This is a genomic window from Kribbella sp. NPDC004536 (genome assembly GCF_042873835.1).
GTDB lineage: Bacteria > Actinomycetota > Actinomycetes > Propionibacteriales > Kribbellaceae > Kribbella.
In genome coordinates, this window is the sequence record NZ_JBIALY010000001.1 from 1,307,207 (window position 1) to 1,322,027 (window position 14,821).

Here is a 14,821-nt window from a genome sequence, read left to right on the forward strand (position 1 = left end):
CCCCTGGCGTACCGAAGAACGGGTAGAGGTGTGCCCATCACCACTCCGCGCCACCGCAACCACCCTGCCGACGCCGCCGAAACACCTACCACTACCCGTTCTTCGGTACAGCCACCACCGAGTCACGGTTCAGCTCGCGGTGATTCGCATACCCGGAAAGCGCCAGCGTGAGGTCGAGTTCGGCCAGGAAGCAGCGGAGGACGTGTTCGACGCCGGCCTGCCCTGCGAGCGCGAGGCCGTAGAGGAGGGGGCGACCGAGCAGCACCGCCTTGGCGCCCAGTGCGAGCGCCTTCGCGGCGTCGGACCCAGTACGTACGCCCGAATCGAAAAGCACCGTCAACTGTTCACCGACCGCGTCCGCGATCGCCGGCAACGCGTCCAGCGCGGCGACCGCGCCGTCGACCTGGCGGCCGCCGTGGTTCGACACCACGATGCCGTCGACGCCGTTCTCGGCCGCGAGCTTGGCGTCCTCGACGTGCGTGATGCCCTTCAGCACGATCGGGCCGTCCCAGTTGTCGCGCAGGAACGACAGGTCGTCCCAGGCCAGGCCGACGTTCGGGAACAGCTGCGCCCACAGCATCACCGCCGCGCCCGGGTCCTCCGCGATCGGCTTGGCCAGCTTCGCCTGGAACGCAGGATCGCTGAAGTAGTTCGCCAGCCCCTCGCCCTTGAGGAACGGCAGGAACCCGCGGTCCAGGTCGGCCGGCCGCCAGCCGATCGTCCCGGTGTCGAGCGTGACGACGAGTACGGAGTACCCGGCGGCCTTGGCGCGCCGGAGGAAGCTGAGGCAGACGTCGCGATCGGTCGGGTAGTACAGCTGGAACCACTTGTTCGTGGCTTCGATCTGCTCGATCGCGTGGCTGGCCTGGGTCGAGTGCGTGTAGGTCAGGCCGAGGGTGTCGGCGGCCCGGGCGGTCGCGAGTTCGCCGTCCGGGTGGGCCAGGGTCTGGACGCCGATCGGCGCGACGAGGACCGGCGCGGGCATCGGCGTACCGAGGATCGTGCAGGACAGGTCACGGTCGGTGCTGCCCCGGAGCATCCGCGGCGCCAGGCGCCAGCGGTCGAACGCCGCCTGGTTCGCCCGGGCCGTCGCGCCGCCGCCCGCGCTCGGCACGATGTACCCCATCGCCTCGACCGGCAGTTTCCCGGCCGCCTGCGACTCCAGCCGGGCCAGGTCGGTGGTGATCTCCGGCGTCGTCCCCTGCAGCATCCCCTGCAGGTAGATCTGCAACTGGTAGTCCCCGAAGTTGGCCATGCCGGATGCTCCCACGCCCACCACGCCGACTCAACAGCACCACCCCGACGAGCGCGATCAGGCCGCACAGCCAGGCGAACCAGTCGCCCCAGGCGGTGTGGAGGGTTCGGTCGACGCCTGGGTGCAGCTCGCCGATCAGGCTTGCCGGCGCGTCGGCCGGTGCGGTTGTCTCGGCGACGATGCGGCCTTGCGAGTCGGTCAGGGTGAGGCGGCCTTTGCTGCCGTCGCGGGCGATCGGGATGCCGTTCTCGATGCCGCGCAGGATCGCCATCCGGCTGTGCAACCAGCCGTCGTCGACGAAGTCGAGCGCGGGGACGAGGAGCAGCCCGGTGCGGAGTTCACCGTATTGCCGGGCGAGCGCGGGGAAGTCCATGTCCTTGCAGATCATCAGCCCGTAGTTGTTGTACGTCGCCAGCTTGTCGCCGGATTCGTACGGCTCCAGGCCGGGGATCAGGTGGTGCTTGTCGTACGACGTCGGCGCGCTGCCGTCCGGGTGGAAGATCAAGGCGCGGTTGTGGTCGCCGCCGCCGAGCGCCGTCACGCCGACGACGAGCTCGATCTTGTTGCTGATGGCAAGCTCTTGGAACTCAGGCGGCAGCTGCCCGGATTGCGCGTCGATCGTCTTCTCCGGCAGCAGTACGATCTGCGCGCCTTCCTTTGCTGCGTTGACGATCAGCGGCTCATACCGCTTCAGAATCGCCGGGCCACCCGCGTTGGGCCAGCCGGCGTCGTCGGCACCTTCGGCGGACAGTACGGCGATCTTCACCGGCTGGTCGTCGGCGCCCGCATGGAGTCGTACGACGCCGTACACACAGGTGCCTACGGCAACCACAAGCACCAGCACGAAGCGCCGAGCCGCGATCGCCGCGGCGGGAAGTAGGAGCAGGAAGCTCAAACCCCAGGGGCCGGCCAACGAAACGATCTGGTTGATCGGGGCAACTTCTGCCTGCGTGTACGCCAGACTCGTGAACGCGCCGTGCGGCGAGACCGTTGCGATCAAGCAGTCGAGCGCAGCCCACAACGCGGGCCCCGCCACAACCGCCATCACCGGGTGCCCCCGCACCACCAACCCTCGGAAGAACAACACAGTCCCCGCAAACACCAAAGCCAACCCCACCAGAAACCCCAGCACCACAGGCGGAACCTCAAGATCCCCGAGCAAATACCCCACCAGATTGGAAAGCCCCAGAAGCCACCCCACAAAGGCCGCCAGCCCTGCCACTCCCGCCCGAAGCCGCGGCGCAACAAAGAACACAGGCACCGGGGCGAGCCAGGTCAACACGGGAACCGTATGCAATCCGGACCCGAAGAACAGCAAAACCCCCGTAGCAAGCGCGGCCCCGACACCGACAACCCACCCCGCCCTTCCGGCGGTCCCTTCACCGTCGTAGTTCATCGATCATCCTTTCGGCCAGGCGGAGGCACAGGGCGCGGAAAGACTTGTCCGGCATGCTGATGCGGTCGCCGTGGTGGAGTTGGATCAGGCCGTGAAGAAGGGCGGCGAACATCAGGCTGGTTTCCCAGATGTCCTCGTCCCGGAACAGGTTCTGTTCGACGCCGGCGGTGATCGCGTCGGCGACCAGGTTGAGCGTCGGCGACCTACGGGCCCGGAAATCGGCGGGAAAGCGTCGCGCCTGATCGCGCCGTTCGGTGAACATGTAGTCGTACAACCGCGGTTGCGCGAGCGCGAAGTCGACGTGGTCGAGCAGCATCTCCCGCATCCGCTCGTCCGCCGCGACCGGCCGCTCCGCCGACTCCCAGCGCCGTACCAGCTCCGCGAACGCCGCGTCCGCGACCGCGTTCAGCAGCGTCTCCCGATCGGGAAAGTACTGGTAGATCGCCATCGGCGTGATCCCGACCGCCGCCGCCACCTTCCGCATCGACACCCCGGCCGCGCCGTGCTCGGTCAGCAGGTACGTGGCCGCCGCAATGATCCTCTCTTTTGTCGTCACCGAATCATTAAGGACACATTCCCTATACGCCGTATAGGGAATGCGACCCTGACTGAACCCTGAACCGTGACATCCGTCACCGACCGGACCGGACCGGACGTCAGCCCAGGATCGGGACGGATCGCATCCGCACCACCCGCCCGCCAGGACCACAGTGATGACCATGACGAACACGAACGTGGTGACCGCTCCCCCACGCAGCGGCATGAAGCGCGCACTGCCGGCTCTCGGCCTGTTCTTCCTGTCCCCGTTGGTCGCGGAGTTCCTGCTCGGGAACATCCCGATCAGCGGCCTCTTCGCCCTGTTCGCCCTGGCCCCGCTGTACGGCGGCGGCGCGGTCCTGATTCGCGAGGTCGCCCGCCGCCGCGGCTGGGGTTACCCGAGCATCCTGATCCTGGCCCTGGCGTACGGCGTGATCGAGGAAGGCATCACCACCCAATCGCTCTTCAACCCGAACTACGCCCACCTGCGGCTGCTCGACCCCGGCCACATCTCGTTCCTCGGCATGGGCGCACCGTGGACGGTCATGGTCCTCGGCCTGCACACGCTCTGGAGCATCACGGTCCCGATCGTGGTGATGGAGTCCCTGTCGAGCCGCCCACGCGAACCCTGGCTCGGCAAGATCGGCTTCAGCGTGTACGGCGTACTCTTCGTCCTCGGCGTCGTCGCGACCACCGCCTTCGGCTACGCCAAGGACCCGTTCCGCGCATCTCCTGGCCAGAACATCGGCGCCGCCGTCGCAGTCGTCGTACTGATAGCTCTCGCCGCCTGGGTCGGCCGCCGCACTCCCCGCCGTACCACCGGAAACGTCCCGTCGCCGTGGATCGTCGGAATCGCCGGACTCGTGTTGAGCAGCGGCTGGATGCTCGTGAACGACGAACTCAAGAACGGCTGGCTCTGCGCCGGGGTCTCCATCGTGATCGACGTACTGGCGATCGTCCTCTTCGTCACCTGGTCGCGGCGGACGACCTGGACCCGGATGCACACGCTGGCCGCCGCGGGCGGCGCGATGCTCACCTACGCGTGGCACGCCTTTCCGGAAAGCCCTGTCTTCGGCGCCTCGATGACCGTCGACCTGATCGGGAACACCGTCTTCGCCCTGCTCGCGGTGGCCGTGCTGATCTCTGCGACAATCAGGTGTGACAAGTTCAGTCGGTCCTGACACGACCTCGCGGCACCTGAACCTGGCGTTGTTCGCGCTGGCGACCGGTGGTTTCGCGATCGGGACCACCGAGTTCGTCACGATGGGGCTGCTCCCGCAGATCGCGGACGGCGTACGGATCTCGATCCCGACCGCCGGCCACGTCGTCTCGGCGTACGCGCTGGGCGTCGTCGTCGGCGCCCCGGTGATCGCGGCACTCGGCGCCCGGACTGGACGGAAACGGTTGCTGCTGGGGCTGGTCGCGGTCTTCGTGGTCGGCAACGTGCTGTCGTCCGTCGCCTCGAACTACGAGTTCCTGATGGCCGCGCGCTTCCTGTCCGGGCTGCCACACGGCGCGTTCTTCGGGATCGGGGCCGTGGTCGGCGCGTCGATGGTGCCGGCCGGGCGGCGCGCGCGGGCGGTGTCGATGACGATGGTGGGGCTGCCGGTCGCGAACATCATCGGCGTACCGGTCACCACCCTGCTCGGGCAGAAGCTCGGCTGGCAGGTGCCCTTCCTCGCAGTCGGCGTACTCGGCCTCCTGACGCTGGTCGCCGTCTGGTTGTGGGTCCCGCCTCAGCCTGTCGGGAGCGACGTCAACGTCCGCAGCGAGCTGAGCGCGCTGGCCCGGCCGCAGGTGTGGATGGCACTGCTCGTCGGGATGGTCGGCTTCGGCGGGATGTTCGCGACGTACTCGTACATCACGCCGACGATGACGGAACTGGCCGGTTTCTCCGAGTCCGCGGTGACGATTGTGCTCGGTGTGTACGGCGTGGGTATGACGGTGGGCACCGTCCTCGGCGGCCGACTCGCGGACCGCTCGCTCATGGGCAGCGTGTACGGCGGCCTGGTCGCGGTCGCCGTCGTCCTCGGAACGTTCGGTTGGCTCGCGCACACCAAGCCCGGAGCGCTGGTCGCGGTGTTCGCGATGGGCTGCTCCGCCAGCATCCTGGTCCCGGCCCTGCAGACCCGCCTGATGGACGTCGCCCACGAGGGCCAGTCGCTGGCCGCCTCGCTGAACCACTCCACGCTGAACATCGCGAACGCGCTCGGTGCCTGGCTCGGCGGCGTCGTACTGGCCGCCGGCTACGGCTACGAATGGCCCAGCCGCCTCGGCGCCGCGCTCGCCCTGGCCGGCCTGGTGCTGGCCGTGATCTCCGGCCTGCTGGAACGCCGAGGGTCGACTCAGGTACTTGCCTGAGGGTTTCCTGACCACCGAGTTGGTTAGATCGGAGTATGGCGACCTTGACGTTGGGCGCCGCCGATCTGGTCCGGCGGCGTGGGCTGCGGCGGATGCGCTCGGTGGCACTGGCCCTGCTGGTGCTGGCGGCGGCGATCTACGTGGCAACGCTGCACCGGACCGGCGGCTGGGCCTACCTGAACGCGGCGTCCGAGGCGGCGATGGTGGGTGCGCTGGCGGACTGGTTCGCGGTCACCGCGCTGTTCCGGCGGCCGCTCGGGCTGCCGATCCCGCACACCGCGATCGTGCCGACCCGCAAGGACAGCCTGGCGGAGAGCCTCGAGCAGTTCGTGACCGAGAACTTCCTCTCCGAAGAAGTCGTCGCGGAGAAGATGCGGACCGCGGAGATCAGCCGCCGGGTCGGTGAGTGGCTTGCCGACGGCAACCATGCCGAACGGATCGTGGCCGAGGGCGCCCGGACGGTCGGCGCGGCGCTGCCGAAGCTGGGCGACGACGACGTGGCCGCGTTCGTCCGCGGGTCGTTGCTGCCGCGGTTCGTCCAGGAGCCGTTGAGCCCGATCGCCGGGCACTTCGTCCAGTCGGTGGTCGAGGACGGCGCGCACCACGCGCTGTTCGACCTGCTGATGGTCGAGGCGTACGACTGGCTGTCGAACAACCGCGATCTCCTCGCTGACGTGGTCGGCCCGCGCGCGCCGCGCTGGTCGCCGCAGTGGGTGGACCGGCTGGTGATCGACCGAATCCACCGCGAGGCGCTGGCCTGGCTGGCCGACGTACGGGACAACCAGACGCACCCGGCACGCCGGGCCGTCGACCGGCTGCTCGCGCAGCTGGCCGAGGACCTGCAGCACGACCCGGAGACGATGGAACGCTTCGAGGCCTGGAAGGCGCGGATGCTGACCCACCCGGACATGGGCAACAGCCTCACTGCCGTCTGGGACGCGATGCGGACCGCGCTGATCGACGCGATCAACGAGCCGGACAGTACGCTCCGCGTCCGCGGCATCAAGGTCCTGCACGACCTCGGCGCCCGGCTCCAGCACGACGACGAACTCCGGACGAAGGTCGACACCCGCGCCGCCGAGGCGGTCGGGTACGTGGTCCGCACCTACGGCACAGAAATCGTCTCGGTCATCTCCGACACGATCGAACGCTGGGACGGCCGCGAGGCCGCTGCCCGGATCGAACTGCACGTCGGCCGCGACCTCCAGTTCATCCGCATCAACGGCACCGTCGTCGGCGCCCTGGTCGGCCTCCTGATCCACACCGTCAGCCAGCTCATCTAGAGACCGTTTCGACTACCAGCTGTTAACCTTCGCGAACCCCGGGCCAGCGATGATGGCGGCGGTACTGTCCGACGACCGGTTGTGGGGTTCACGATGAAGGGCTTCTCGCGCTCGAACCCGCTGGACGCGTTCGTCCGGATCTGCACGCTGGCCGAGGGCCAGCACGGTCTGGTCGCGATCGCGCAGCTGCGCGGCGAGGTATCCGAACAGGTGCTGACCCAGCTGCGGGACGCCGAGGTCGTCGAGCCGGTCGTCGAGGGCGTACTGCGGGTCCGCGCCGGCGCGAGCCACCCGCACCCGACGCTGTACGCCACCTGGCTCCTCGCCGAGGCCGCGCCGGCCTGGGAACGAACCCTCAACACCCTGGTCGTCTCGCACCAGTCAGCCGCCGAGCTGTACGGCGCCGGCACCGTGAGCGCGCCCCGCATCGAGTTCTCCGGCCGCGCCCGCACCGCGCTGCCCGACGGCGTCACCGTACATCCGCGCTCGGTCGCCGAAGACCAGTGCATCGTCATCGAGGGCCTCCCGGTCACGGGCCCGGCGCGGACGCTGGCCGACCTCGCCGACGGTCAGGGCTTCGACCTGTCCGACCTCGGGCGGCTGGCCCGCTCGCTGATCGGCCAGGGCTGGACGACCGCCGACGAGCTCGGCCCGGAGCTGACGGAGCAGTTCGCCGGCCGCGATCCGTCGTACGACGGCCCGACCTGGCTCCGGTCCGCGCTCGACGCCGCTGCGAGGGGCTGACGTGTACATCGGCCACCTCGATCTGAAGGTGTTCCGCGCCGCCTTCCCGCAGTGGCACCGGCTGATGGCGCGGCTGCGGGAAAGCAGCACGCCACGGTTCTCCGCCGAGCGCGCGAAGAAGCAGCTGATCGGCGGCGACCTGATCAGCCAGCTGAACCGGGGCGGCGACGACTACGAGAAGACCGGCTCGGACCCGCTCGCCGCGTACGCCGAGACCTGGGACGGTACGACCGGCACCGGCATCGACCCCGTCTACGAGATGGCGCGGACGGCCAACGACCTCGACATCTACAACGGCGCGCTCGGCGACCTGAGCGCCGAGGAGTACGTGGCCCGCGTCCGCGCGGACATCCTGAAGGTCGCGCCGATGCGGCGGGACCCGCTCGATGGTGCGCCGGGCCTCGGCGGCCTGGTCCGGTACTCGACCCGCAGCATCGAGATCGCCGGCAGCGGGCACGCGGTCTTCACCATCGACGTACAACCCGTCGACGACAGCCGCGGGCCGCTCGGTGTGCGCGCCGCGGGGGACAAGTTCTCGCTCGAGATCGACGTCAAGCTGCCGGCGATGATCCAGCGGTCCAGCGAATCGGAACGGGCCCGCCGCTCGGTGGTCGGCGTCCAACTCGACGGGTTGAAGCCGATCACGCCGCTGTTGCGGCCGGTGGCGGATCTGGCCGCGGACAAGATGGCCGCGCTCGCTCTGCAGCCCGGGGTCGGCGACGGCATCGCGGCGCCCCGCTTCAAGGACATCGCCGACCTGTACTACATCGCGCGGACCTGCCCGGTGGATGGCGAGAAACTCCGGAAAGCGCTGTCGGAGAACTGGCACTGGCGCGAGGCGGGCGTGTCCGGCCCGCCGCACCCGTACCGCTTCTACGGCCAGCCGCCGGCCCGGGACGACGAGACGGAAATCCTGTGGGAACAGGGGTTTCGGCAGCTGCGGGAACGCGAGGGTCTGGAACAGCTGCGGGACTATCCGGACTTCAAGACCATGACCGAGACGATCGGCAGGTTCCTGGACGGTGCCGCGGATCCGGCGAACGGCGTCTGGGATCCGGCTCGCGGGCAGTGGCGGCCGTCGGTTCGCAGCGAGGTCGCGTCGACGATCGATCACGCGATGGCTCCCAAGGCGGCCGATGCCGCCCGGGAGCCGATCGTGCCGATGCAGAAGCACCTGTTCGTCTTCGACGTCGATCAAACGCTGAGCGCGAACGACACGCTGCACGAACTCGCCGAGCTGGCCGACCGGCTCGACGCCGTGAACGCGGTGCACGCCCCCGACTACGTGACCTCGATCAGCGCCAAGATCAACCAGTTAGCGGGGGTCGACGCGCGCCTGGTCGAGGAGGTCGCGCAGAACATCCAGCTGAGCGAGGGTGCCGAGCAGCTGATCCGGGACCTGCAGGCCGCCGGGCACGAGGTCGCGATCGCGAGCGGTGGATTCGACGCGATCGTCGGCCCGCTGGCGAAGCGGCTCGGCGTGAAGCGGTATGTCGCGGGGCAGCTGGAGCTCGAGGACGGCGTACTCACCGGCAACGTCAGCGGGTTGATCGACGGCCCCGGGAAGGCCGTCGCGATCCGCGCCTGGAACGCCGAGCTCGGGATTCCGCGGGAGCGCACGATCGCGGTCGGGGACGGCAGCAACGACGTGGACATGTTCGAGGCCGTCGGCTTCGCAGTCGGCTACAAACCGGGCCAGGCCGCGGCCGCCGCCGCACACACGATCCTCCGCGACATGGGCTACCTGAACCGGGTCGTCCACCTCCCCCTCCCCACCCGCCTCACCACCACCCCCCGAGTCCCCACCCCCACAACCCGCCCCGCCACCGAACGCACTGCCTGACCCAATTGGCCTGGTGAGGCAACCATCTGAGTGGGCCGGGTGGTCGGTCAGGGTGTGAGTGTTGACGACGGCGTGGTCACGGGGGTGAGAGCGGTGCCTACCGACGGTACGGCGAGTTTCGACGTGTTCGTGGCTGCCCGCTCGCAGGCTCTGGTGCGGACCGCCTACCTGCTGACCCGCGACCACGCGCTGGCCGAGGACCTCGTCCAGACCGCGCTGGCGAAGGCGTGGTTCCACTGGAGCCGGATCCGCGACGACAACCCGGAACCGTACGTCCGGCGGATCCTGGTCACCACGTACGCCTCCTGGTGGCGGCGCAAGTGGACCGGCGAGATCCCGACCGAGGAACTGCCCGAGACACCCGCCCCGAACGGCGAGGACCGCCTCGATCTGTGGGACGCGATCGGCCGCCTCCCCCGCCGCCAACGCGCCGTTGTCGTACTGCGCTTCTACGAAGACCTCAGCGAGGCCGAGACCGCCCGCCTGATGGGCACGAGCGTCGGCACCGTCAAGAGCCAGACCGCCAAGGCCCTGACGAAACTCCGCCTCGACCCGGCGCTGACCACGCCGGCAGATCTGGAGACCCCGCGATGAACCTCCGAGACCTCCGCGACGAGCTCAGCACCCGAGCCGCCGACGCCGACCAGCACCAGAACGACCTCCTTCCCGGTGTACGGCACAAGATCCGCCGTACGAAGCAACGCCGGATCGTCGCCGCCACCGGAGCGGCTGCCGTCGCGGTAGCGCTCGCGATCACCGTCGTGCCCGGCGTACTCACGAACTCCGAGCGCGATCCCGCGCGCACCCCGCCGTACACGCAGAACGGCTTCACGGTGCCTGGTGTCAGCGACGGGCAGCCGCTGGTGAAGGGCTGGGCAGGCAAGGCCGGCGAGCACCACGTCGAGTTCACCTGGACGCCGACCTCGAAGAACGTCAAGTTCCTTGCCTACTGCAAGCAGAATGCGGAGGCGCTGGTGTGGATCCGGGTCAACGGTTTCACCGTCGACACAAGCTACTGCACGGACGACCCGCGCCCGGTCAACAACTCCGTACGCGCCGACACCACACTGTGGGCGGATGCGCCGATCGGCAAGCCTGCCAAGGTCACGCTGGATCTGTACACCATCGACGGCAAGCCGCTGGCGGACGCGAAGCAGCAACTCGGGGCCGGGATCTACACCGATCCGTCGGGCGGGGTCGGCAGCAAGCCGTCCGGGCCTGCCAGGCCGGACGACTACAGCCGCGACGGGCTGCGGTTCCGGCAGCGGGTCGGAGCCCAGACCCGGTTGGGCGCGGTGATCGGAGACCGCGGCCAGGAACAGGTCGCGGGCAGCTTCGTCCCGAAGAGCCGTTCGGTCGTCGTCCAAGTGGTGGGGACCCAGGACGACTACGTACTCCCCGGAACCCCGAACGGGACCGAGTACCGGGTGCAGGTGCGGTTCGGCGACGGAACCGTCGTGAACTGCTATCCCGGTTCCGGCGACCTGTCGCAGCAGGAGGTCGCCGAGCCGGTCCAGCTGACCGCGCCGCCCGGTCAGCAGCTCGGGGTCACGGCGAGGCTGGTGGACAAGGACGGCCGTACGGTACCCATGCCGCCGAAGGCGCGGATCGGGGTCGCGGTGTACGACCCCGGCCCGCAGGTCACCCAGAACGGGATCGACTTCGACCGCGAGAAGGAGGACGGGGGCACCCGCTACCGGTTCGTCCGCTCGGTGGTGGTCCCGGCGTCGGCCGGGAAGGTGACGCTGACGACTCCGGTCGGCAAGCCGTTCCTCTGGACGTTCGGCAGCGTGGACGTCGGCCCGGCCGTCTGGACCCGCTGGGACGGGTTGACCGCACACCAGGACGGCCCGCGGTCCGGCGGCTTCCACTGGATGACCGAGGAGGCTCAGACCGCACCGAAGACCGTGGACTTCTACATCAACGCCGGCAAACCGACCGGCGGCAAGCTCGCGATCGGGCTCTACGAGCCGGTCCCCTAGACCCAGCTGTGCAGGTCCGCGGCGTCCTTGGTGAACTGCTCGGTCGAGTCGTCGGCGACGAACTCGAGCAGCGCGTTGATCTCCCGGGGCTCCGCGGCCAGCCGGTCCAGGACCGGGCGCCACAGCGACTCGCGGGCCGCCAGCGGGAGCCGGTTGTTGGACGGCCACCACGAGAACACGTGCACCGTGCTCAGCCAGGGCATCAGCGATTCGAGCTGCCGCAGGCACTCCGCGTCGCCCAGGTCGACCGGCGGCTGCCAGTACGTCGTGAGGTTCGCAGCGCCGACGTCGAGCAGCAGCGTGATCGTGGAGTCGACCTCGTCGGTGAGCGTGTTCCGGTGGAACTCCATCGCGATCTCGATGCCCGCGCCGGCGGCCATGTCGGCCAGTTCACCGAGGCCCCTGGTGACCGCCATCCGGTCGCCGACGCCCGCGTCCGCCGTACCGACGTTGCCCGCCCAGACCCGGATCCGCGGCGCGCCGAGCGCTTCCGCGGTGGCGACCGCCGACCGCATCTCCTCCCGGTCGACGCTGCCGGCCCGCAGGTAGGAGCCGTACGCCGCGACCTGCAGGCCGTGCACCTCGGTGAGGTTGCGGACCCGCTTGGCGTTGACCAGATTCCCGAGCGGTACGTGGACGTCCCCGCCCCACTCGATCGCCGAGAGCCCCGCCTCCGCCGCCACCTCGACCACCTGGTCGACCGCCAACTGCCGGAACGTCACCGAGACCAGACCGGTCCTCACACCCACGCGTGCCTCCTGGTATCCACCCACCCATCCAACCGCATCACACCAGCAGACTCACGCCACGAGTCAGCCGATGGACGGTGGCTGGTTACGGATCAGCGGTGGCTTCGTGGCCTGCCCCCCGGCCTTGGCCACGGCAACGGGAGCAGCCACCGGCCCGGCCGCCGCGGCACCGGCCGCGACCGCGGGCCCCTGGGAGGGGCCGCCGGGCAGCTTGCGAGCCTCCGCCTCCGCCGCGAACAGCGCTGCGTGCGCGATGTAGTCCGCGGCGTACTCCGCCGTCCGCTTGTCCAAGTCGTTAGTTGCTGTGTCCGTGGCCAGCATCTCCGCCGCCAGGTCGAGCGCGGCGGCGCCGTCCGGCCGCGCCCGGTCCTGCTCGACATGCGGTCGATCGGTGCTGTGCAGGTAGTCGAAGAACGGTTCGGCGTCCGGGCTCTGTTTGTCGCGGTGCCACGCAGCCACATCGCGGTGCGCCGCCGTCGCCTCCGCCGCGATCGCCCGCTGGACGCGTTGCCCGGCCAGCACGCGATCCTCCGCCGAGAGATTCGCCGCACCGATCGCCGTCCGCGCGATCCTCTGGGTCAGGTCCTCGATGAGCTTGCCGCGGGACTGGGCCATTCGATTCCTCCTCCGGTGTGGAAGTGCACACGGTAACCGCGCCCGGGGCCGTTTCCGTCTCACGTCATGAGCAAAGTAGTTGGATGCGGCTGTCGGGCGGGCTTACGCTGAGCGGCGTGCCGGAACAGCGAAAAGGATTCACGTACGGGTTCACCGCCTACCTGATCTGGGGCCTGTTCCCGCTGTACTGGAAGCTCCTCGACTCCTCCGGTGCGATCGAGTTGCTCGCCCATCGCGTGCTCTGGTCGCTGATCACGATCGCGATCCTGGTCGCCGTACTGCGGAAGTTCGGCGCCGTGAAGGCACTGCTGGCGGAGCCGCGCCGGCGCTGGCCGTTGATCGCGGCGGCGTTCCTGATCTCGGCGAACTGGGGCACGTATATCTGGGGCGTCGGCAACGGTCACGTCGTCGAGACCTCGCTCGGGTACTTCATCACCCCGCTGTTCACGGTCCTGCTCGGCGTCTTCGTACTCAAGGAGAAGCTCCGCCCGGTGCAGTGGACCGCACTCGGGATCGCGTTCGTCGCGGTCGTCGGCCTGACCGTCGAGAACGGCCGGCCGCCGTGGGTCGCGATCATCCTGACGTTCTCGTTCGGGTGCTACGGCCTGGCGAAGAAGAAGGCCGGCGCGGGCGCGATCGAGGGCATGGCCGTCGAGTCGGGCACCGTCGTACCGTTCGCGGTCGCGGCGATCGTCGTACTCGGACTGCAGGGCCACGCCACCGTCACACACCACGGCACGGCCTACCTGATCCTGGTCATGCTGACCGGCCCGATCACCGCCGTACCCCTCCTCCTCTTCGGCGCCGCCGCGACCCGCGTCTCGATGACGACCCTCGGCCTGCTGAACTACATCGCCCCGATCATGCAGTTCATCTGCGGCCTGGTGATCTTCCACGAACGCATGACCCCGATGCGCTGGCTCGGCTTCGGCCTGGTCTGGGTAGCCCTCGCCCTCTTCACCTTCGACAGCATGCACACCCGCCGCCGCACCCTAGCCCTCGAACGTGCTGCGATCACTGCCACCGCTTGACCTTCGCCATCTTGGACATTTAGTATCCAGGTTATGAAGATGAACGAGGGCGTCGAGTGGGCGATGCACAGCTGTGTGAATCTCAGCTGGATGCCTGGCGCGGCGGTCACCGCCAAGCGGCTCGCGGCCTTCTACGAGCTGCCCACGGCGTATCTGAACAAGCAACTGCAGGCGCTCGCGCGGGCCGGCATCCTCACTTCGGTTTCCGGGCCCAAAGGTGGCTTCCAGTTGGCCCGGGATCCGCGGAACATCTCGTTGCTCGACATCGTGGTCGCGATCGACGGACCGGACGAGGCGTTCCGGTGCACGGAGATCCTGCACGCGGGACCCGGCGCCGACCCGAAGGCCGACTACACGAAGGCCTGCCTGATCTCACAGGCGATGCGCTCCGCAGAACTGTCCTACCGGCGCGAGCTGGCCGGCCAGAGCATCGCCGACATCGCCGAGCGGGTGGTCAACCAGGCACCGGACGCACCGGAAAACACCCGCAACCATTTCGCAAACCTGAAGGCCTGACAGGCCCTTTTTCTGGAGGTAATTCTAGATGTCCAATGTCCCGAATAAGTCGATGACCGTTCTGATCCGCGCTGCCGAAGGCGAGACGCTGCCCGCCAGTGGGGTGACCTTGCTTGCTGACATGACCGATACCGGTGGGCACCTGACCAGCCATCGGTCGGTCTTCCAGCCGGGTAAGGAAGGTGCTCCTCCGCACCTGCATCGCGAGGCGGCCGAGTTGTTCTTTGTACTGAAGGGTTCTCTACGGGTGCTGACCGGCGAGGCGATCGTGACGCTGGCGGAAGGCGACTTCCTGCATGTCCCGCCGAACACCCCGCACGCCTTCGAGGCCGCGGGGGACGAGCCGGCCGAGGTGCTCTTCGTACTCACCCAAGCAAAGCCCCGCTTCGGCTACTACCGCCTCCTCGAGTCCGCCTACACAGGCGAAACCGCCTGGTCCGAGGTCGCCAAAACCAGCGACCTCTACGACAACCACTACGTCGAGAGCCCGACTTGGCAGAACCGCTGAC

General features: G+C 68.9%; 15 protein-coding genes. 10 read left to right on the top strand and 5 right to left on the bottom strand.

Annotated features, from left to right (window positions below; translation table 11 throughout):
• Window positions 1-91 precede the first annotated feature (91 nt).
• Genes ACFYRU_RS06480 through ACFYRU_RS06490 form a run of 3 tightly spaced genes read right to left on the bottom strand, consistent with a single transcriptional unit; the run spans window position 92 to window position 3,207 of the window.
• On the bottom strand, window positions 92-1,126 hold the full coding sequence (locus tag ACFYRU_RS06480) for an alpha-hydroxy-acid oxidizing protein (protein WP_387653709.1): 1,035 nt from the start codon (window positions 1,124-1,126) through the stop codon (window positions 92-94).
• The gene (locus ACFYRU_RS06485; protein WP_387653712.1) at window positions 1,014-2,651 is read right to left on the bottom strand and encodes a nitrilase-related carbon-nitrogen hydrolase; all 1,638 of its coding nucleotides are present in this window, start codon (window positions 2,649-2,651) and stop codon (window positions 1,014-1,016) included. The genes ACFYRU_RS06480 and ACFYRU_RS06485 overlap by 113 nt, the downstream gene beginning before the upstream one ends.
• Window positions 2,635-3,207: a TetR/AcrR family transcriptional regulator gene (locus tag ACFYRU_RS06490; RefSeq protein ID WP_387653715.1), complete on the bottom strand. Its 573-nt coding sequence runs from the start codon at window positions 3,205-3,207 to the stop codon at window positions 2,635-2,637. Before ACFYRU_RS06490 ends, ACFYRU_RS06485 begins: the two co-directional genes overlap by 17 nt.
• A 163-nt stretch (window positions 3,208-3,370) precedes the next feature.
• On the opposite strand from ACFYRU_RS06490, the gene ACFYRU_RS06495 reads away from it, so the two are divergent.
• The 7 genes from ACFYRU_RS06495 to ACFYRU_RS06525 all read left to right on the top strand — a co-directional run bounded on the left by ACFYRU_RS06495 (window position 3,371) and on the right by ACFYRU_RS06525 (window position 11,401).
• The gene (locus ACFYRU_RS06495; protein WP_387653718.1) at window positions 3,371-4,369 is read left to right on the top strand and encodes a hypothetical protein; all 999 of its coding nucleotides are present in this window, start codon (window positions 3,371-3,373) and stop codon (window positions 4,367-4,369) included.
• A complete protein-coding gene (locus ACFYRU_RS06500; RefSeq protein ID WP_387653720.1) occupies window positions 4,347-5,549 on the top strand; it encodes an MFS transporter in 1,203 nt (400 codons plus the stop codon). The genes ACFYRU_RS06495 and ACFYRU_RS06500 overlap by 23 nt, the downstream gene beginning before the upstream one ends.
• Before the next feature lie 35 nt (window positions 5,550-5,584).
• Window positions 5,585-6,832, top strand: coding sequence for a DUF445 domain-containing protein (locus tag ACFYRU_RS06505; RefSeq protein ID WP_387653723.1), 1,248 nt, complete (start codon window positions 5,585-5,587; stop codon window positions 6,830-6,832).
• Between the two features lie 81 nt (window positions 6,833-6,913).
• Window positions 6,914-7,576: a hypothetical protein gene (locus tag ACFYRU_RS06510; RefSeq protein ID WP_387653726.1), complete on the top strand. Its 663-nt coding sequence runs from the start codon at window positions 6,914-6,916 to the stop codon at window positions 7,574-7,576.
• Between the two features lies 1 nt (window position 7,577).
• Window positions 7,578-9,419: an HAD family hydrolase gene (locus ACFYRU_RS06515; RefSeq protein WP_387653729.1), complete on the top strand. Its 1,842-nt coding sequence runs from the start codon at window positions 7,578-7,580 to the stop codon at window positions 9,417-9,419.
• A gap of 93 nt (window positions 9,420-9,512) precedes the next feature.
• On the top strand, window positions 9,513-10,013 hold the full coding sequence (locus ACFYRU_RS06520; RefSeq protein WP_387653731.1) for a SigE family RNA polymerase sigma factor: 501 nt from the start codon (window positions 9,513-9,515) through the stop codon (window positions 10,011-10,013).
• Window positions 10,010-11,401 carry a hypothetical protein gene (locus ACFYRU_RS06525; RefSeq protein ID WP_387653734.1) on the top strand — a complete coding sequence of 464 codons (1,392 nt, stop codon included), beginning with the start codon at window positions 10,010-10,012 and terminating at the stop codon, window positions 11,399-11,401. The genes ACFYRU_RS06520 and ACFYRU_RS06525 overlap by 4 nt, the downstream gene beginning before the upstream one ends.
• Here ACFYRU_RS06525 and ACFYRU_RS06530 read toward each other — a convergent pair.
• Both ACFYRU_RS06530 and ACFYRU_RS06535 read right to left on the bottom strand, forming a co-directional pair.
• Complete coding sequence (locus tag ACFYRU_RS06530; protein WP_387653735.1) at window positions 11,398-12,150, bottom strand: sugar phosphate isomerase/epimerase family protein; 753 nt, start codon at window positions 12,148-12,150, stop codon at window positions 11,398-11,400. The two genes, ACFYRU_RS06525 and ACFYRU_RS06530, sit on opposite strands and share 4 nt — an antisense overlap.
• Window positions 12,151-12,213: 63 nt before the next feature.
• A complete protein-coding gene (locus ACFYRU_RS06535; protein ID WP_387653738.1) occupies window positions 12,214-12,765 on the bottom strand; it encodes a hypothetical protein in 552 nt (183 codons plus the stop codon).
• A gap of 116 nt (window positions 12,766-12,881) precedes the next feature.
• Between ACFYRU_RS06535 and rarD the strand changes: the two genes are divergently transcribed.
• The 3 genes from rarD to ACFYRU_RS06550 are packed head-to-tail and all read left to right on the top strand — an operon-like array spanning window position 12,882 to window position 14,820.
• Complete coding sequence (rarD, locus tag ACFYRU_RS06540; RefSeq protein ID WP_387653741.1) at window positions 12,882-13,796, top strand: EamA family transporter RarD; 915 nt, start codon at window positions 12,882-12,884, stop codon at window positions 13,794-13,796.
• 33 nt (window positions 13,797-13,829) lie between these two features.
• Window positions 13,830-14,312 carry an RrF2 family transcriptional regulator gene (locus ACFYRU_RS06545; protein WP_387653743.1) on the top strand — a complete coding sequence of 161 codons (483 nt, stop codon included), beginning with the start codon at window positions 13,830-13,832 and terminating at the stop codon, window positions 14,310-14,312.
• Window positions 14,313-14,364: 52 nt separating this feature from the next.
• Window positions 14,365-14,820: a cupin domain-containing protein gene (locus ACFYRU_RS06550; RefSeq protein ID WP_387653746.1), complete on the top strand. Its 456-nt coding sequence runs from the start codon at window positions 14,365-14,367 to the stop codon at window positions 14,818-14,820.
• Window position 14,821 lies beyond the last annotated feature (1 nt).